Annotated in this window: 18 protein-coding genes; 7 read left to right on the top strand and 11 right to left on the bottom strand. The window is 31.8% G+C overall.

What is annotated here, in order from left to right:
• The 6 genes from QVB70_RS08870 to QVB70_RS08845 all read right to left on the bottom strand — a co-directional run.
• Positions 1-240 (bottom strand): Rab family GTPase (locus QVB70_RS08870; protein ID WP_287585371.1); only part of this gene is annotated, 240 nt, incomplete at its 3' end.
• Between the two features lie 98 nt (positions 241-338).
• Entirely contained in the window at positions 339-2,039 is a 1,701-nt protein-coding gene (locus QVB70_RS08865; RefSeq protein ID WP_287585370.1) for a hypothetical protein, read from the bottom strand.
• 48 nt (positions 2,040-2,087) lie between these two features.
• Positions 2,088-3,476, bottom strand: a complete 1,389-nt coding sequence (locus QVB70_RS08860; RefSeq protein WP_287585372.1) for a nucleotide sugar dehydrogenase — start codon at positions 3,474-3,476, stop codon at positions 2,088-2,090.
• Between the two features lie 52 nt (positions 3,477-3,528).
• Complete coding sequence (locus QVB70_RS08855; protein WP_287585369.1) at positions 3,529-4,512, bottom strand: Gfo/Idh/MocA family oxidoreductase; 984 nt, start codon at positions 4,510-4,512, stop codon at positions 3,529-3,531.
• Between the two features lie 416 nt (positions 4,513-4,928).
• Positions 4,929-5,636, bottom strand: a complete 708-nt coding sequence (locus QVB70_RS08850) for a PIG-L deacetylase family protein (protein WP_287585368.1) — start codon at positions 5,634-5,636, stop codon at positions 4,929-4,931.
• A 174-nt stretch (positions 5,637-5,810) separates the two neighbouring features.
• Positions 5,811-6,926 carry a DegT/DnrJ/EryC1/StrS family aminotransferase gene (locus tag QVB70_RS08845; protein WP_287585367.1) on the bottom strand — a complete coding sequence of 372 codons (1,116 nt, stop codon included), beginning with the start codon at positions 6,924-6,926 and terminating at the stop codon, positions 5,811-5,813.
• A gap of 302 nt (positions 6,927-7,228) precedes the next feature.
• Here QVB70_RS08845 and QVB70_RS08840 point away from each other — a divergent pair, with 302 nt between their 5' ends.
• Positions 7,229-8,008 (top strand): hypothetical protein, encoded by a 780-nt coding sequence (locus QVB70_RS08840; RefSeq protein WP_287585366.1) that lies wholly within the window; start codon positions 7,229-7,231, stop codon positions 8,006-8,008.
• Positions 8,009-8,178: 170 nt separating this feature from the next.
• The gene (locus tag QVB70_RS08835) at positions 8,179-9,339 is read left to right on the top strand and encodes a DegT/DnrJ/EryC1/StrS family aminotransferase (RefSeq protein ID WP_287585365.1); all 1,161 of its coding nucleotides are present in this window, start codon (positions 8,179-8,181) and stop codon (positions 9,337-9,339) included.
• A gap of 27 nt (positions 9,340-9,366) precedes the next feature.
• Here the strand turns inward: QVB70_RS08835 and QVB70_RS08830 are convergent, their stop codons facing one another.
• Positions 9,367-10,563: a hypothetical protein gene (locus QVB70_RS08830; protein ID WP_287585364.1), complete on the bottom strand. Its 1,197-nt coding sequence runs from the start codon at positions 10,561-10,563 to the stop codon at positions 9,367-9,369.
• Between the two features lie 214 nt (positions 10,564-10,777).
• On the opposite strand from QVB70_RS08830, the gene QVB70_RS08825 reads away from it, so the two are divergent.
• From QVB70_RS08825 to QVB70_RS08810, 4 genes are all read left to right on the top strand, one after another.
• Positions 10,778-11,923: a glycosyltransferase family 4 protein gene (locus tag QVB70_RS08825; protein WP_287585363.1), complete on the top strand. Its 1,146-nt coding sequence runs from the start codon at positions 10,778-10,780 to the stop codon at positions 11,921-11,923.
• 58 nt (positions 11,924-11,981) lie between these two features.
• The gene (locus QVB70_RS08820; RefSeq protein WP_287585362.1) at positions 11,982-13,175 is read left to right on the top strand and encodes a glycosyltransferase family 4 protein; all 1,194 of its coding nucleotides are present in this window, start codon (positions 11,982-11,984) and stop codon (positions 13,173-13,175) included.
• Between the two features lie 89 nt (positions 13,176-13,264).
• Positions 13,265-14,389, top strand: a complete 1,125-nt coding sequence (locus tag QVB70_RS08815) for a hypothetical protein (protein ID WP_287585361.1) — start codon at positions 13,265-13,267, stop codon at positions 14,387-14,389.
• Between the two features lie 9 nt (positions 14,390-14,398).
• Positions 14,399-15,511, top strand: coding sequence for an alkaline phosphatase family protein (locus QVB70_RS08810; protein ID WP_287585360.1), 1,113 nt, complete (start codon positions 14,399-14,401; stop codon positions 15,509-15,511).
• Here the strand turns inward: QVB70_RS08810 and QVB70_RS08805 are convergent.
• The 3 genes from QVB70_RS08805 to QVB70_RS08795 form a co-directional block, all read right to left on the bottom strand.
• The gene (locus QVB70_RS08805) at positions 15,508-16,275 is read right to left on the bottom strand and encodes a glycosyltransferase family 2 protein (protein WP_287585359.1); all 768 of its coding nucleotides are present in this window, start codon (positions 16,273-16,275) and stop codon (positions 15,508-15,510) included. The two genes, QVB70_RS08810 and QVB70_RS08805, sit on opposite strands and share 4 nt — an antisense overlap.
• A gap of 152 nt (positions 16,276-16,427) precedes the next feature.
• On the bottom strand, positions 16,428-17,096 hold the full coding sequence (locus tag QVB70_RS08800; protein ID WP_287585358.1) for a hypothetical protein: 669 nt from the start codon (positions 17,094-17,096) through the stop codon (positions 16,428-16,430).
• A 437-nt stretch (positions 17,097-17,533) separates the two neighbouring features.
• The gene (locus tag QVB70_RS08795; RefSeq protein ID WP_287585357.1) at positions 17,534-18,124 is read right to left on the bottom strand and encodes a hypothetical protein; all 591 of its coding nucleotides are present in this window, start codon (positions 18,122-18,124) and stop codon (positions 17,534-17,536) included.
• A 138-nt stretch (positions 18,125-18,262) separates the two neighbouring features.
• Between QVB70_RS08795 and QVB70_RS08790 the strand changes: the two genes are divergently transcribed.
• The gene (locus QVB70_RS08790; RefSeq protein ID WP_287585356.1) at positions 18,263-19,486 is read left to right on the top strand and encodes a glycosyltransferase family 4 protein; all 1,224 of its coding nucleotides are present in this window, start codon (positions 18,263-18,265) and stop codon (positions 19,484-19,486) included.
• Between the two features lie 179 nt (positions 19,487-19,665).
• On the opposite strand, the gene QVB70_RS08785 is transcribed toward QVB70_RS08790, so the two are convergent.
• The coding region (locus QVB70_RS08785) for a hypothetical protein (protein WP_287585355.1) at positions 19,666-20,067 on the bottom strand (402 nt) is incomplete at its 5' end.

Genomic DNA, 20,067 nt, shown 5'->3' with positions numbered 1-20,067 from the left:
CGCACCTCGAGCTCCTTGAAAATAATGAGAACGTATATTTGTAAAACGTTCTTGTCCCCCAGTATCCCAAATAAATAACCTCGTCTGGATATCTTCAATAGTGTACCTCTTGATCCTAAAATCAACTCCGATTGTAACTTTATAATTTTCAACAAAGACTTTTGTAGTACATCTTAAACTAAGTGCAGTTTTTCCAACGCTTCCATCGCCTACAATGATTACTTTGAAAATATAGCTCATCGGATACTTTTCCACCAGTAACTTGTGTCTCTTGCCCCTCTTTTGTTAATTTGTTTCAAAAGAATTTTTGTATTTATGAATTATCCTGTTAATTTCACCTACATTAAACTTGTGATATGTTCTATTTTATTCTTAATATCAATTAACCATGAAAACTTAGAACGAAGAAATTTAGAAAAAACTGTTTCTAGAAACTGTGGTTGGGCGAAAGGTGACTCAATATTATTTAAGAAATGGTACCATTGTTCTGCTATACTTAGAGCGTCCATGTTTACGAGATAATCTATTATTGAAGGATATATTCTAAAAGATCTTGCAGAATTATTCAAAACTGTTATTTTATGTTCAGTCTGCTGTATTTTGGTTTTTAATTTCTTCTCATTATTACTAATTTCTCTTAAATTAGAAATAATTTGATTTCTAATTGACTCATTTTCTGATTTACTTAGGTCATTTTTCAAAGAAGACTTTTTACTTTCCCAAGATTCAATTTGATGATTTAATTCTTCTACTTCACGAATTATCTGAGTATTTAATTCATCATACTTGAGTAAAAATTGATTGTAGGAATTTAGTTTGAGAACTCTATGAATTTGATTGTAAGCATTAAATTGCAAAACTCCAGTGTAATAATCTTTGTTAAACCATGTAAAAATAGGTGGAAACCGAAAATCAATAATCTCTGCAATCTTTTCTGCTATTGACGTATAAAGAGACCCTGCTTGACCTCCAGCGTAAAAGGAGACACCAAGTCCATCGAAAGTTATGTAGTGTCGGGGTATTGCTCTTGGACTAATTCTTTTAGCAATTCCACTTAAATTGGGGTTTTCTTGGTTCTCAAAGTCATAACTATATAATGTCTTACATGAAAGACATTTTTCCTCTAATTGATTTCCTCTTTGTTGAAGGGGAACTTTTCCTTCACATGATTTACAATGATACCAAAAAGGAGCATAATCTTTCAGGATTTTATCTAGATTATATTGATCAGCAAAGCGATTGTAAAGTGTTATATAGTCAGTACTACAGGACAAGAGACGACTAAATGATTCTTCAAAGGCGCTTAACCCATCTGAGTATTTAAAGAAAACTATTGAGCAATTCATTAAATCATTAATGATTTTTGAGAGAATAATCGCATTCATATCCGCGAAATTTTCTGCATTTTGATAAGCTTCTTCTAAAAGATCTACAAGATCACTCCATTTCTTTTGGAAGGGTATCTCAATGTTTTGTTTAAAATCTGAAATGTTCTGACTGGAAAATTCCCGTTCCAGTTCTCCAAGGCAAGTTTCATAATGAGTCTGAATATATTTAACAATATTTTCCCAGGTCTCTTGAGAGGGTTTTTGGATTGCGTACATGCATTTTTTTCTGTCTTTTTTTGCTATTTTTAAACCTACCTTTAAGTAGCCACTCTTAGAAAGATGCGGAAAGCGATTGGACGCAAACCATTCATCATCGGCAAAATCAGTATCTACTACACTAAAAAGGCATACAACTGAATGTCCCTGCTTCTCTAAATGTTGTGCAATATGTTCAAGTAATATTGTTTTCTTAAAAATTCCGCTATAAGGCAAAAAGTTGGGCTGATGAGCAGTTTCGAGTAAAATCGTATTTTTTTCAACAAGTTTCTTAAGAACGTCTTGGAGAGAATTTTGTAGTGTTCTTGTGTTCTGATGAAATTTCGCAATGTGTTTTGTAAGTTCTTTGCTTACATTTACATTCTTTGTTGTTCGAGGGTTTTGTTCAGAAAACTCAATTATCTTTGAGACTAATTTGTTCAGAAACTCTGTCATAAAACTCCTCATATATTTTTACGTGAAATAAATTAAATCATTTCACGACTAAAAATCCTTCGGCTTCCTTCCAACACCTCTATAGACTAACTTTGCCTTTAATACATCAATCGGATCAAAAACATTTCTTGCGTCAACAATCACGCCAGGCATCTTCATTCTTTTACTAAAATCATCAAGATTTAGATTTTTAAAAACAGTATGAGCCGTGATTATCACAACACAATCCGCTTTTGTGATCGCTTCTTCCAGAGTTTTTGCGAAATCAAGATTAAAAAACTTCATCACTTCATCTCTGTTTAATAGAGGATCGTATGCAACTAATTCAGCACCTATACTCCTCAATTTTTCAATAATTACACTTGCCGGAGTATTTACACATGACTTAGCATCGCTTCTGAAAGTTAAGCCAAATATAGCTATTCTAGCCGTTTCAGGGCTTTTTTCAACCTCTTTTAATCCTTCAGTGATCAGGTCAACAATGTGAAAAGGCATTCTTTCATTAATTTTTCTTGCAGTTTCCATAAGCGGAGAAGTGATTCCTACCTTATTAGCGGCATCCATAACAAAATAGGGATAATAGGGAATACAGTGTCCTCCAACTCCTGCTCCTGGAATGTGTATATGTGAAAATGGTTCTGTATTTGCTGTTGCAATAATTTCAAAGATATCCAATCCTAATGTTTCTGCAATTAGCGCAAGTTCATTTGCCAACGCGATGTTTACATCACGATATACGCCTTTAAAGAGTTTAACAGCTTCTGCTGTTTTTGCATCTCTCACTTTAATCAATTCATTTTTAATTACGCTCTTATAAAGGGCAATTACAGCATTTGCACTTTTTTCATTTATACCGCCAACTATTTTAGGGTATCTTACTGTGAAATCTGGAATAATGCTACCTGACATGACTCTTTCAGGACTGAATGCTAGACCAAAATCAACACCAGCTTTTAATCCTGAATTTTTTTCTAGGGTTTCTTTGACAAGCCCTTCTGTCGTTCCTGGTGGTACAGAGCTTTCAAGAATAACCACATCATTTTGCGAAAGACCTTTACCGATGTATTCAGCGACAATTACTACAGCTGATAAATCTGGGGTTTTAAATTGGGTAAGGAGAGTAGGAACAACTATTATCTTTACATCACTATTAATTGCACCCTTGAGAGTATCGGTAGTAGCCGTTATCCTTCCTTCTTCATAACTCTTCTTGAACATCTCCATTAGTTCTGGCTCATTTTCGATATAACAAATACCACTATTAATTAAGTCTACGCGTTCTTCGTCTTTATCTACTCCAATAACTTTCGCACCCACATTTGCAAATATTGATGCAATAGGAAAACCAATATTTCCAAGACCGAAAACTGTTATTGTAACATCACCATTTTTTACAGAATTCAAGATATTCTCTTTTGATTGAGAAAAGATCTTCACCAAAATAAACCGCCTCTTTTCCTTATACTTAACGCTTATTCTTTAATTCATGCTAAACTTTGGCATTTGCTGATTTTAATGCATTCAAGGCAATTTCTAAATTTTTTAAACCTTCAATTCCGTTAACTATTGGAGTCTTATTTTCTCTTACACATTTTATAAAATGTTCTAACTCAAGTTTTAATGGTTCTTGCTTCTCTATCTCTGGTTTTTCTATCTTTGGATCACCAGATTTTGAAATAAGGTCTAAATAATCTTTATAGTCTGTTTCGAGCATTTTACCATACACTAGAATATCTTGCGTAATATAGTCTACAGTTGCGAATCCATCAGAAAATGTCAAACTAAGTTTTCTAATTTTTGTAGGTGTCAATCTGTTTACTTCAATGCTACCAAGTATACCTGTTTCAAATTCGAGAAGGATAGATGCATAATCTTCATATTTTGTTGTTTTTGGACCTATCTTTGCATAAACGTTCTTTACTTTCTTTTCAGTTAAAAAACGCATGACATCAATATCGTGAATTGCTAGATCTATTAGAACGCCAGTATCGCGTGCCCTATGTATATATGGACCGATTCGCCTTGCCGAAAGGGAAACAATTTCTCCTAAATATTCTTCTTCTATAAGCTCTTTCATCTTAAGAATTGCAGGATTAAAGCGTTCAATATGTCCTACCATAAGAATTAATTCTTTTTGTTCAGCACTTTTGATTAAAGATTTAGCCTCAGCTACACTAATTGTTATTGGTTTTTCAACAAGAACATGTTTCTTGTAAGAAAATACATCCATGATTACTTTCTTATGAAGTGGAGTTGGTACTGCTATACTTGCTGCATCAATATCCTCATTTTTTAGCAATTCACTATAACCAACATAGCCATTTACATTGAATTGTTTACTAAGTTGTTTCACGAGTTTTTCGTTAACATCCGAGAATGCAATTAATTCTACTCCTTTCATTTTTGAATAAACACGCATATGATTTTTGCCCATATACCCAGCGCCAATAACTCCAACCTTAATCGTTTCCAAGGACTAACCTCAGTTATGCTATTTCATTCTTACTAATTTTAAATTTTAATGGCATGTTTTAGATAAATCAAACATCTTTCTTTCGAAATAGTCTATAATTGAAACCTAATATCACTAGTTGCATCAAAAAGTGCACAGATTATAAATTTTGGGGAAGATATTCGCAGAATTTCAAGACACATATATTGCCGAATGGCTTTGTTAAAACTTAGATTGATTACTAAATAAGAGAGTTTTTGATAAAATCCCTGCTAAAATGATTTAAAAGAATTAAAATATTTAAGAAATATACTCATTGATCCCCTAAAAGTAATTTATGACTTGTTGTTTATTAATTCTAATTAAAACAAATTTTTGCGGAAATAACGAGATCCTTGATTTAAATCATACAATCTGTTTGGTTAGGCAACCAAAACCTACCATCGGACAATCCATAGTAATTCAAATGCTTCACAGAAACGTACATTCTGAGAATAACCTCTAATCTTCGCAAGTCCTTCGACCAAATCGCATTCCATATAATAACTTGAACTTTGTGATGCGTAAACTCGAATTGCATCCAATTTTGTTTCAATCGTATCCTCAACATTGACATAAACTTGGGGAGTGAAAGAAGGAAGTATGCTCGGAGTCTCGTAAAGAAGAACTTGGGGAGTCTTTCTACAGGCGACTCTAGTTGCAAGAAACGCTCCTAAATGATCTTGATGTCTTTCATGTTCAGAATGCGAATATACTATATCTGGATTAATTTGTTTAACAAGTGCTTCAATAGCTAGTATAGTAGCCCTTAAATTCTCGAAAATATAAGTATCCTCTAAATCTGCAAAACTTAAAGACTTTATGCCAACTATACTTGCCGCTCTTCTAACTTCGGACTCTCTTATAAGTGGATTACCATGTTGTCCTCCACCCGTTAGAATTAAACCATGGATAATATCTCCCCTCGCTTTATGCTTAGCTAAAGTAGCTCCACATCCAATTTCAATATCATCAGGATGCGCCCCAATAGCTAGAACTACTTTTTGTTGCCTATTTGAGTTTGTCTTTACTTTTGTATTCGAGAAATTCTTGTAATTAGTTTTTGTCAACAGATCTCTCTCAAAGTTCATTTCGTTAATATCCATGAGTATCTACCATGAGAAGAGTTTCTAGCGCTTATTAAGAATGAAATATATTATTTCTTACTTTTAAATACATATTACATTTGTGTAGATACCCTTCCATTTTCTTAAAATAGTTAATTAGTAAGAAAACTGTTAGTTTATACTTTTTTTGTCACGATTTCAAATAGAGACGTTTCATTTTAATCCTTCGAGTTCCTTTTGGCTTTCTTGAATTACATTAACAATATATTCTTGATCTTCGCGTTGTAGATAGGCATGGATCGGTATGCATAGCACCGTTTCAGATGCTTTTTCTGCAACTGGGAATTGTCCATACTTAAACCCATAAAGTCTTCGAAAAATAGGCTGAAGGTGAAGTGAAGGAAAGGCGATCCTAGTTTCTACTCCTACATTTTCAAGAATGGATTGTAAAGCGTCTCGTTGTGCTTGATTACTTGTAAGAACTGAAAAGAGCATATAGGAATGCAAATTATATGATCTTACAGTTTGTGGACGAATAAAGTCAAATTCGCGAAAGATATCGATGTAATATTCAGCTAACTCTTTTTTGTGTTTTAATATATGATGAATTCGTTTTATTTGAACTAATCCTATTGCTGCAACAAGATCCATCATTTTATAGTTCCAACCGATTTCTACATGATGATATCTCCCATCTTGTCCGTGATTGAGTAAAATTCGTGCTTTTTTTGCGAGTTCATCATCATTTGTTGTTAACATTCCACCCTCGCCTGTTACAATATTTTTATTTGGATAGAATGAAAATGTCCCTGCATCGCCCAAATTTCCTGCTAGTTTCTTCTTGTATAATGAACCGTGAGCTTCCGCAGCGTCTTCTAAGACAAACAAATCGTATTCTTTTGCAATGCGGATTATTTCATCCATTTCAGCACATTGTCCAGCATAATGAACTGGTATTATAGCCCGTGTATTTGAGGTTATAGCTTCTTCAATAAGCAGAGGATTGATGTTTAATGTTTCAGGATCAATATCAACAAAAACTGGTTTTGCGCCAAGTAAAACTATAACATTCGCGGTTGCGGCGAAAGTAAAGGGAGAGGTTATGATTTCATCCTTTGGTTTAATACCCTTAGCTGCTAAACCTACCTGTAGTGCTGCTGTGCCTGAATTAAATGCAATTGCATGATTTGTTCCAACATATTCTGCAAAGGATTTTTCAAACTTTTCAACATATTCACCCTGACTCAATCTTTTTTCTTTCAATACTTGAGTTACAGCGGCAATCTCTTCAGCTTCAATGATAGGTTCAGCTATATTTATTCTTCGCATTCTTCCTACAACCGTTAAGAAACTTTTGTTGATTTTACGTAAAGTATTTTTTACCCATAGTATCTATTATAATTGCAACTATGCTTCTACCACTACCTTGCGTAGAAGAAGGGGTTGAGATTTTATTAGAACTGAAATAAAGTATATCCATTTTTAATACATATAGAATATGTAGAGATACTTCTGTATGTATATCCGCTATGAATTTACACAATTTATAAAACTCAAAAATGATTTTTGAGTTAAGTATCTGAAATTATTTCGTAAAAAGAGCTACTAAATAAACGAAGGTCGGGTTTTTATTGAAATTAACAGATTTTTTACAAAATTTATTTCTCTTATCGTGCTTATTTGGCGCAGCCTTATTTATATTTAGTTTCATTACTCAAACACCATTTGTGGGAATCATTGCGATTGTTATATTTGCAATAAGCATTCCTTTTCTACTAATAAAACCTCAACAATATTCTATAGATGAATTATTTGAAAACCTATTTTTGACAAATTTATTAAACTTGAACAACTTTCTTGAATCTCTCAACATCAAAGGGACCGGGATTTATCTTCCTCCTAAAGCAAATGAACCAGACAATTATGTCTTTGTTCCATATGACAAGTATGATCCTTTAGGCAAATTATCATCAATAGAAAACAATAGAAAAAAAAGCATACTTTTCAAAGAAGGGATTTTGTTACGCTCAACAGGTTCTCCCATCATAAATTCCTTAGAAAAGAAATTCGATGTCAATTTTTCAATGTTGGATTTAGAATCACTAAAAGAGACTCTTTCTGAACTTTTTGTGAATGAATTGGGCTTAGTGAATGATGTCTATGTAGAGATTTTAGAAAACAAAGTTTATTGTATCTTTCTTGGATCAATTTATTTGAATCTTTGTAAAAAAATCCATATTGAAATGCCTGAGCTTTGCACGAAACTTGGATGTCCACTAAGTGGTGCTACAGCGAGCATCCTTGCTAATATCACAGATAGATATGTTTCGATTGAAAACTGCGAAATTAATTATAGAGAAAGAAAAATTGAAACAGTATATAGATTACTTGTCAAACGCTATATGGTGTAAGTTTTGAACTAAAATGTATAAAACCAGTCAGAAATGCTGTTCTTCATTTTAAAAGAGCAAAAATTATCTATTCTTAATACTTTAAATAACGAATGACGAAGAGCAGAGAAAATACTACAATTCTGCTTAAATTACATATGTAAATGAACTACCTACAAAGGTGAATTTTTGTGGATATTGAGGATTTAGCACTTTTTGGAGGTGAACCAGTAAGAAAAACACCTATTTCACTTTCTAAACCTTTCATAACTCAAGAAGAGATAGACAATGTAATAGAAGTACTTAGATCAAATTGGATCGTACAAGGTCCAAGAGTTGAAGAATTTGAGAATAATTTTGCAGAATATGTGGGAACAGAGTATGCTATTGCTGTTAGTTCAGGATCAGCAGCATTGCATCTAGCATTACTTTCTATAGGTGTGAAACCTAATACTGAAGTTCTTATTCCGGATATAACCTGCATATCAGTACCCAACGCAGTATCTTACGTTGGAGCATTTCCTAGGTTTGTAGATGTTAATATGAACACTTATAACATTTCATTGGAAGCGTTAGAAAGAAACATTTCAAACAAGACTAGTGCTGTTATTCCTATTCACCTTTATGGTCATCCTGCCAGTTTAGATGAGATTCTAGACCTTTCAAATAAATATGGATTCTTTGTGATTGAAGACTGTGCTCAAGCTCATGGAGCGGAATATAAAGGCAAAAAGGTGGGATCATTTGGAGATATTGGAATTTTTAGCACGTATGCAACAAAAAATATGACAACTGGTGAGGGAGGCATTCTTGTGACTAATAGACGAGAGATTGCAAAAAAGGTTAGATTTCTAAGAGATCAGGATAAATCATCAAATATTCCAATTCTTGCTTATAATTACAAGATAACTGATATAGAAGCCGCAATCGGATTAGCTCAATTAAATAAGTTGGATAAACTTAATGCGCAAAGAATTAGCAATGCTATGCTTCTTTCATCTCATCTTAAAGATATAGATGGTGTCAAGATTCCTTTTATTTCAAATTATGTCAAACACGTATTTCATAGATACACATTATTTTTCGAACCGCAAAGATTCAAAGGATCAAGAGATGAACTAGCTAGTGCACTTGAAGCTGAAGGTATTAAGAATGGTATACTGTACACGCCTCCAGCACATCGTTACCCATATTATCATAAAAAATACAATTTCAATAACAAACAATTTGAAAATGCTGACTTAATCTCAAAGTCTATTTTGTCAATTCCTGTCCATCCAAATCTTGAAAAACAAGATTTAATTGATATTGTGAATGCTACCAAAAAAGTAACAATGCAATATTGTAAATAAATTTAATATAAATTTCCTAAATCATTTTTATACATTTCTAATATGAGGATACGAATTAATCAAAAACATATTAAACCATAACGATCCAATTAAACAAAACACAAGTGAAACAGTCATAAAAATATATAAATTTCTTTCATTTTGTATTTCAGCGATTTTTAAACTTGCAATGATGATAACAGGAATGATGAAAAAAATCCACGCACGATAAGCTTGTTGGGCATAGGTTCTTCCAGAAAATAGACTGTCGATAACTATATTGAGTACAAAATTGATGAACATTGAGATTATCCAAAAAATAAGAAAAATGTGGGAAGTTTCTTTTTGATATTTTCTAAGAAATGGAATGAAACTTATGATCCCAACAAGTGTGATTATTAGAGAGCCTGCATTCATTGCAACTAAATTCAGTAATGAAGAAGATCCTTGGGTTGTGGTATAATGCTCGGTAAATCCTTCGGGTGTTGGTGTTGATGTGCCACTCAAAGAGATTAATAATGCTTCAATATTTAATGCAAGAAAATTGCCTATAAAGCCTGCATAATCAACTTCTTTTCCCCAGAAAATCCAGATAAAAGATAAACCAATGCTTAATATTATGAAACGAAGAGATCGTGAAACTGGTAGTATTTCTCTTATCCTCGTTTTGAATGTTCGTGGAAGTCCAAATGCTAGTAATGTAAAAAGAAGCGGAATCAATGTCATTGTTGAAGTGAGATTATGCATCGAACATAAGCAGTAAAACAGGATAAAGCAAATAGAGGCTTGACTCCATTCTCTTTTTGGATAAGGGTCTTTAAAGAGGTAGAAAAAAGTTAGTAGCATTAAGTATACAGCAAAACCCTCTGGAACAAGATATGACTGCCGTAAGACTATGATTTCCATCGCTGAAAAGAAAATTGTTGAAATGAATGCGGCTTTTTCATTTTTAAAAAACTCTCGCACAAGCAAATACATAGGTAAAATCGACAGTGAGTTAAACAATGGTGGAAATAGCAAAGAATATTGCAGAAGGGGCAATCCTGTTAATGTATATACTACAATTAAAAGTGAATAAAAACCTGGATGGCCACGTCTGAATACTTCGTTACTTAGATATAACTCTCCAGTTGTATAATCTAAAATCCCATCATAATACTCCCATGGATCGTAAAATGGTAAACTGCCTAAAAGTAGGAAAGGAATTAATCTAAGGAGAACGGCGATTATATAGCTAATTATCAAACCAATGAATAGATTTTGTTTTTCTAACTTAATCTACTCCTTGAAATCATTTGAAACTTATAGTAATATTCGAAAATGAACATTTTTTAACATTATATAATCTTAAAAGATCTCCTGTAAAATCTATTTAAAATATATTTATTATTATGTGTCTTTTGATCATTGGAATATTATGATCCGAAAAAAATTACATGGTTTCTTTTGAGGTCACTTCATGAAAATCTTACAAGTTACTCCTTATTTTTTCCCTAGTGTGGGAGGCATAGAGAATCATGTAGAAAATTTGGCGAAACATCTTGTTAAAAACGGACATGAAGTCACTATCTTTACTTCAAATACTCATTCTGCTTTACAATATGAAAGAAGAAACGGAATCGAGATTTTTCGATTTGATCCTCTGCTTGTTTTATTTAAGAATCCTATCTCTTTAAAAATTCTATCCAAACTTGAAACCATAAAAAAGTACGATGTAGTCCATGCCCATGATGAACATGGCTTTCTTACAAATTTAACAGCTTTCATACGAAAAATTTGCAGGATTCCTTTAGTTGTCACATGTCATGGAGATCTTGTCCCTGAGACCTTTTTTGAGAACATCATAATAACTACGTATGAAAAAACATTGCTTTCTTTTACTTTTAAAAACGCTGATTCAATAATTGCTCTTTCGAATGCGCATAAGATCAGCCTACAAAGATTTAATGTGTCTGCAAAAAAAATCTCTGTGATACCTAATGCTGTAATTTCTCCGAATCTTGATACTATAAAGGGATCAAAATTCATTAAAAAACATCGCTTACAAGGAAAAAAAATAATATTATTTGTAGGACAACTTCTTCAAAGGAAAGGTATTCAATATTTATTAAAAGCGATGAGAAATATCAAAAAACATGATCTAAACTCAATTTTAATCATTATTGGAAAAGGTCCCTTTCAATCTGAGTTAGAAAATATCTCGAAAAAACTAGGCATTGAAAAATATGTTAGATTTTTTGGTTTTGTTACAAAGGATGAATTATTAGAAGCTTATGCAGCAGCAACGGTCTTTGTTTTACCATCTCTTGCAGAAGGTTTGCCAACAGTAATATTAGAAGCAATGGCTTTTTCTAAGCCTGTAGTAGCAACCAAAATCAAGAGTTATCCTAAATCATTTGACAAGGTTTTAAAATTTGCTCCAACAAAAGATTTTGAAGCATTAGCGAGTGAAATTATTTCAATTCTAAAAGATCAAAGCTTGGCTCATAAATTGGGGAGATTAGGTGCTTCATTGGTTGAGAAAGAATTTAGCTGGCCTAGTGTGACTACTAAAACTATTGCATTATATAGGTCACTTCGATATAAAATTGCAAATAGAATCTAAGAGTAATATTAAAAATTTCCTTTAATTTATTAAAACAGAGCCTGGAGAAAAAAATAATATGAGAATAGGAATCGTTGCAATGAGCGGAATATATCCTGCAAGCATCGGTGGACCTGAAGTCTATATTTATTATTTATCACGAGAGTTGGCATCTCAAAATAATGAACTACATATATTTACTAGGGTAGAAAATCGGAATGATTTAAACAAGTTAAAACACATTTCTGAAGAAATCCCTAATGTTCAAATCTATCCTTTGGTTATGAAGTATAATATTTCAAATTTATTGAATCTGCCCGTATTTCTACGTCAATTTAAACAAATAACACAGATGTTTAAAAAAACTGTAAAAAAACTAGATGTGATCCACTATAATGCACCTCCTGTTGATATAGCATTTATTTTCGCATTATTTGCAAAGCGGCATTCAAAAATTCAAACATATTTTTTGCATCATGGACTCTTCGCTGAAATGGGCGACATTCTTTCAAATTATGGAATGCCAGCTCAATTTGAGATAGTTTTCCAAAATCTTTTTAGATTTCTTGCAAAAATGAAGTTCTTTACTCGTGTTATTGTTCCAAATAATTATGCTCTTAATTTAGCAATCAAAAATGGGGTCTCTAAGGCTCAGACATGTCGAATTCGTGTTGGAGTAGATATATCAAGATTTCAAAAAGCAGATCCTTTTAATCTAAAAGGAAAACCAAAAATATTATTTGTTGGACGACTTGCTAAGATTAAAGGTATTGATGTCCTTTTGAAGGCGTTTAATAAATTACTTCCCAAATATCCAGAATCAATACTATATATTCTAGGAAAAGGCGAATATAGACATTATTTAGAACGACTAGCTCAAAAGTTAGACATTGAGAAATCAGTTAATTTTCTAGGTTTCGTGTCTGATGATGATCTTCCTCGATACTTAAAATCATGTGATATCTTTGTTGTCTCTTCTTTTAGAGAAAACCAACCGATTACAATTCTAGAAGCAATGGCTTCTCAAATTCCAGTCATCGCAACGAATATTGAAGGAATCGATGAAATCATAAAACACGAAGAAAATGGGCTTTTAGTCCCAAAAAATGACATAGAATCACTTGCAATCGAAATAATTAGACTTTTAGAAGACAGGCAGCTTTTTGATGCTCTGACAAAAAATGGTTTTACTACTGTTGAGAAAAATCATTCTTACAAACATATTGGGTCAAAATTCACAGAATTATTTGAAGAATTACTAAAGAATCGATAATTTAGTTGTAATAAAGACACTTTGAAATTATAACCTATTTTATAAAAACTGCTGAGAATCGTTTTAATTAATATAAAAAGTGTTTACGAATGAAAATTCCAGGAGAATTAAGTGAAGTTTGTAATAATATTGCTACAATTTGTCCTTGGAACATCTTAGCAATAGTTCTTATTGGATCCTTTTCTACAGCAGAAGGTACCTTTTTCCAAATTCATAAAGATGAAAAAAAGTCACTTAGTGACTATGATCTTGAAATTCTTGTGAAATTTTATGACCCTTTTCTTCTAAAAAAAGCCAATTTTATTGCTAGTCAATCCAATTTAAAAATTTCAATCGGAATAATGCCGATTAGCCAACTTAGTAAATTAAAAATGATTCAAACATATGATATGAAAATGAAAGGCGTTTTCATAATTGGCAATAAAGAATTGTTAGATAGTATACCAATGGAAGTTCCTTCAGACATTCCAAAATATGAAGCGATTCGTCGTTTATTAAACAGCGTTATGGAGATGAATGAAGCAATCGGAAGTTGTGAATATCTTAACTCTTCAAAACGCTCTAATCTCACTGTAAAGATTAAATATTCAATAGCGAAGTCTTATTTAGCGTGTTGCACAGCTTTACTCACATTAGTAGGAAAATATCTACCTACATACCAAGAGCGTAATCAATTATTCTCTAAGTTATTTAAATCATACTTTAAAGAACTGCATAGAAAATACCCTTCTTTCCCAATCAAAGTCCGTTTGGCGTTGAAGTTTAAATTGAACACAAAATCCACTGAATTGAGCGAATTCCCACAAGAATGGTTTGAAGCACGAGATTATCTTTTAAGTACACTTAAGTATGTTTTATCAAAATATTTTAGAGCCTCAAATACAAACCTTTTCAACTTATTAAAAAATTTAGAAGTTTTACCACCAAAACCATTCCTTAATATCGCTTATGCGTTAAGTTTGCTTTTTAAAAAGAAAATACCACCAATTAGGGCATTTTTTATTACATCAATGCTTGAAATACAAACTGCTGGTGTGTATTTGATAAAATCCATAAATGAGGATGGATCTATTAATGAAGAACTATTGAATAAGGCTCGTGAAAAGATAAAGAAGTTTTATCCGATCAATAAACGCTCTATAAAAGATTGGAATTCAATAAAAAATGTAATTGTCCATGCATGGAATATTGCACCTGATTATTCGATGGATTAGGAGATTAAATTGTCTGAAAAACTATTGGTTATAGTGATTGATGCATTCCGATATTCTTACTTGAATAAAAAACTGACTCCTAATCTGTTTGAATTGGCTGAAGCAGGATCCTTTGCTAAGTTAGAAAGCGTTTTGGGTTATTCTGATACTGCTAAATTTTCCATGATCACAGGAGCGTATCCTGAAGAAACTGGTATCTGGGCAGAATTTATTTTAAAGCAAAAAACATCTCCAACTCGCCTTGAATATTTACCTTTAGATTATTTCCCACATTTGATTAGCGCACCTATAAAATTGCTTTTTTCCAGTTTTTTAAATTTAAATTTAAGAAACATTCCTCTGAATCTTTTGAAATATTTTGAGCCCGCAAAAGAACATAAGCATATGGTAACTCTTTTTGATCTTTTTAATAAACATTCCATTTCTTACTTTGATTACGAAGAGAGAAATCTTAAAATTCTTGAGCGAGGAGTTATAAAAAAGATTGAAAGTACGGATATCGATGTTGTTTTTCTTAAAATTCCCGATTTAGATCTTCAAGGTCATATATGGGGAGTTAATTCGTCATCCACAATAAAACGAATTGTTAGTGTTGATAAACATATTAAACGCATTTTAAACTCTTTCAAATCAGAGGTATGGAATGAGGAGTTTAACACGATTATAATGTCTGACCATGGTATGGTTCAAGTAAAACAATATATTGATCTAGCAAATGTTCTCAGGCGTTTTTGTAAGGAAGAAAAAGATTTTATTGCATTTTATGACGCTACTCTTGCTCGCTTTTGGTTCAAGAATGCTTATGCCAAAGATAAAGTGTCTAATTATCTTAACAGTCTTAAAATTGGAAAAATCTTAGATGAAACAGAACTGAAAGAATTTGGAGTCTATTTTCCAGATAAAAGATATGGTGAATTGATCTTTCTTCTTGACCCTGGATACATCATTTTTCCAAATTTTTATGAGGTTTTACCCTTCCCGCCTAGAGGAATGCACGGATATGACCCAAAATTCAAAGATATGTTAGGAATACTCATTTGTTCCAATGATTTAAGCAAGAATACTGTAAAAATTGTGGATATTTTCCGCATAATTCTAGAAATGCTAAATATCTCATATTAACTCAAGAATTTTTGAAATGTAATACGTAATAAGGCAAAAACAATTTTCAAACCATCTAAGATTGTTGTTCCCTTTTCGATTGCTTCTTGTACCAAATTATCTTTGATTGGAACCTCAACAATCTTCAACTGCGATTTAGCAGCCTCGATTATCATTTCACTCTCTATTTCAAATCTATTGCTTCGCAAATTAAGATCAAGCAATTTGTCACGTCTAATAGCTCTAAAACCGCATTGTGATTCCTTAACTGGGTTACTAAAACCAGTAAATAGATTGGTTATAAAAGTCAATATTTGATTTCCAAATACTTTGTATTCAGGTATAGCAGATTTGCCGTCTTGGATGAATCGACTTCCAATTGCCAAATCCGCTTTTCCGTGCAAAATAGGTTCAGCCAACTTAGGAATGAAATCTGGATTATCTTGGCCATCTGCGTCAATAAAAACAATAACTTCAGTTTTATTATTTTTTAGTGTTTCAATTGCTGTTCTAATAGCATTACCCTTACCTAAGTTCTTTTTGTGTTTTACTACTAATGCTCCTAAAGAACGAGCCACGTCAGCAGTTGAATCTATACTACCATCATCAATTACAATAACTTTTTTTGAGAATCTTAAACAGTTTTTGACTATAGGCGAGATACGATTTTCCTCATTATAGGCTGCTATTACTGTGATTATATTTCCTTTTTGCCCTCTTTTGTTTAAAGAACCAAATTCTAATAATTCGCCACTAGAATTGCTTTTAACTCTTTTTGCTTCCACGGTAGCAACCCACACTAAAAACGATTCTCATCAATATCTTTCTTTAATTTTTAATTCAAAATACAAATTAAAATATGTTTTTATGAATTCTAACTGAGTATTTTTCTACGAAAAAATTATTTGACGAATCAAAATATTCATTCTTTGGAATTTCATTCCTTCAATTGTAGTATTCTGCTTTCTAATTGATTTATCTTAATCTTTAGTTGTCTGGATGCAAATACTCCTCCGCCACCAATTGATATTAATATAATTAAATTCGCTATAACATAGTAAAACAAAATTGTAAAACGACCATAAGAAAGTCCTAACCATTCAATAAATCTCAAAATTAGTGGTAGTGGCGCATATATTCCCCATATATATGAAATCACAAAAATCATAAGCAATGCCACACTGAGATAAGTTAAGGAAGTGAAAAATAATAGCCTCGACTCAATTCTTTCTTTGTAACAATATATACAAAGATTTTGGTAGTTTAAGCTGCATAATTCACAGATAGATCTTGTACATCTTAAACAGGTCATTTGAGGTATTTGCGAAGGATGAATTTCGCAGGTTTTTTTATCAAAAATTTCTTTAACTTTTTCTTTAATTATTTCATCGTCGTCATGCCTGCTTTCTGTCAATACTTCCATTTTTGCAATGTATTCAAAGAGGAATACGGTAAAAATGAAAAAAATTGAAATCTCAATTAGAATTGGAAAAACGTAAGAAATTATGTTGAATTCAATACCAATTGCAACAAGAATTAATAGAATTGAAAACAAAACAACAGGGAACTTTAAAAATAGCCTACTTAGCTTTCCTTGTTTTAACACAATTTTTAGTTCATTCGTGAAGAAAATCAAAAAGAAGATGATAATTAATAATGAGATTGTTAGACTAGTCGTTAATAATAAAATTAGGGAGGCAATTATTAGTAGGGAAATATAAACACTCCTTCTATATGCTAATATTGACTCAACGTTCCTTCTTTGGTTCAGCACATACTCAATCGTCTTTAGTCGCGGAATAATCGCTAGTAGTATACAACTAAACAACGTGATTTGAACAAACGTGTAATATAAATAATTAAACGATTTTTGAATTAAGAAATAGAATAGAAATAAGAATATCAAAGAAATGATTGAAATCAAGAGATATTGATTATTTCTTTGAATTTGTGTATCAAATAGTGGATTTATATCCTTTAAAGCAGTTTGCATTAATTGATTATCTTTTTGATGGTCCACGAAAGCACCACAAGGTAGAAATTTTATCTTTGAAATCTAATTAGATTAATCATGTTTTTAATGAAAAAACTTGTACCCACAAACATTATTATTATGCAAAGGTAGATTAGTTCTGGGACAGGATTTAAAGTCTTATAGTAAATTGAAACGATTCCACTTCCTGTAACAGGGACGATTATAAACTCAGCAAGTGGATAATCAGTAAATATTAGTTTATCAAGAGAAGGCGGATTGATTGATACTTCAACTGTAATATGTTCTATTGATGATTCAGAATTCATTGAAAGGGCATATAGTACGCTTGAAGATAGATTTTCCCTTACAAAAAGAAAAATATCTACGTCCAAATCCCCAGAAATTGGCTCAGTTGCAACTTCAACAATACTTCCATCCTTTACTCGCAATTCGACTGACATTTTTTGATCCAGGATTAATATTTCACTAACTGATCTTTCTCCCGTTAATTCCGTTCGCCTCGAATCAAGATAAATTTGTTGTTCGCTGGAATATTCTATATACTTAAAATCAACAGTTAATTCAGCGATGACAAAAGATGAGAGCAATATAAAGAAAAACGCGAATACTAGTTTGATTTGTCTTGATCTCAGTTTCATCTCTTCTCACATTTTTTGTACTGAACACATTCTTAGAATCTGTTATATTATTCAATGTTCTTTTTTATGATAGAACAAAGACTAATACTATTACGTTAAATATTTCACTATTTAACTCAAAATAGGCGGAGAACATTCTTGAGAATTTGTATAGTTATTCCGTATAATGTCGTAGAAAGTCATCATGGGAACGCCATCAGAGTAATGAATTTGATACAATTTCTCTCAAGAAGACATAAATTAACAGTGCTCATGTATGACCTTTTCAATAAACGAAGGGGACTAAAATCACAAAAAATTGATTCTTATTTTCTATCTGTTGATTTATGGATTACATTCGCCTCTTTTTTTTCTAAAAATTTTTTAAAAGCATCATCTTTTGATTTATTGTCCTCTACTTTTCCACCTTCTTATAAATTCAAATCTACTTTGAATAAAATATTAGAAAAGAATAATATTGATATTCTACAGTGCGAAAATGCTTGGACTGTCTCAAATTCAATTACACCTGCAAGAAATAAAGGCATTCCCGTGATAGCAACCCTTCACGATGTTTTAAGTGAAAGAGTGCCACAGCTATGTAAGAGTCTCAATACACCCCAAATCATAGCTAAGAAGCTAATTTCTAAAACAAAAGATTTCGAATTGAAAGCTATCAATCAAACCGATATGAATGCATGTGTTTCAGAAGAAGATATCAAAACATTTACCAGTCTTGGATGTGATCCACAAAAGTTTATTGTTATCCCAAATGGAGTTGATACCAAACTCTTTCGTCCCATGTATAAGAACCATGATTTATTAAGGAAGCTAAAGTTATTGGATGCAAATCCTATCATTTTATTTGCAGGAAGCGATATGTATCAAAACAGGATTGCTGTAAATGAAATAATTACCAAGATACTCCCAAATCTAATAAAGACAAGTAAAGATGCCAAAATTCTGATTATTGGGACAATTGGGAAATATCTCAACAAATTACTCCAAAAAGTTCCATCAATATCAAAATATCTTATAAGTATTGGCTATGTAAAAGAAATTCTGCCCTATTATAGCATTTCAGACGTTGTTATCTTGCCTCTTAACTTCGGAACTGGAACAAAATTAAAGATGTTAGAGGCAATGGCAGCTGGAAAAGCAATAATTTCTACAAATATAGGCGCAAAAGGTATCAAACAAATTGTGGAGAAAAGTGTAATAATTGAAGACAATCTGCAATATTATTATCGCCACATTAAAGGAATAACTGAAAATGAGGAATACAAGACTGAACTTGAAAAAAAATCAAGGACAACAGCGCTCCAATATGATTGGAGAAACATTGCTGTGATGTATGACAAATTATATAGAAAAATTACTTAATTGATTTCATGGAATTACGAATTTTCACTATGCATCCTCAAAGACCGCATTTTAAATTAAGTTTTGCTTTTTCTTCTTTGTAGGTTCTTTAATTAAAGTTTTTATACCATCTGTTAATAATAAAGAGACTAATACCTTTAACTGCTTGTCTAGATATTTTTTAATGAACTGCTCAAAATTCATTTGATTAATAATAATTTTGAGAGTTTTAATTTAGTAAGTAAGTTGTATGGCTTTTCAGCATATAGTAGATAGATGAGAATAGGCGAAACAACTTGAATCATTAAATAGTATGTATAAGTCAAAATTGTTCTAAGTAAGGAGATTGGAAGCCCCCATGCTATTATCTCCAAAAACCATGCTAAATGTAATATAATAGTAGGTATTTTGAATTCTTTAGAATAACTAACAAAAAGTAGCGCCATAAACCACATACTATAGTGTAAATAATACAATCTATTGAAATAAGTAATTGAAAATAAAGATAAAGTTGTTAAACGCACTAATATTTCTTGAGAATTATATTTCTGAATTGCAAGAAACAAAACAAGCCATAACTGAACTAAGAAAGGAATAAAAAT

Source organism: Candidatus Borrarchaeum sp. (assembly GCF_019058535.1).
In the GTDB taxonomy this organism is placed as follows: Archaea; Asgardarchaeota; Sifarchaeia; order Borrarchaeales; family Borrarchaeaceae; genus Borrarchaeum; species Borrarchaeum weybense.
Note: the sequence above shows the minus strand (reverse complement) of the source record. Positions and strands in the feature narration are given on the sequence as shown.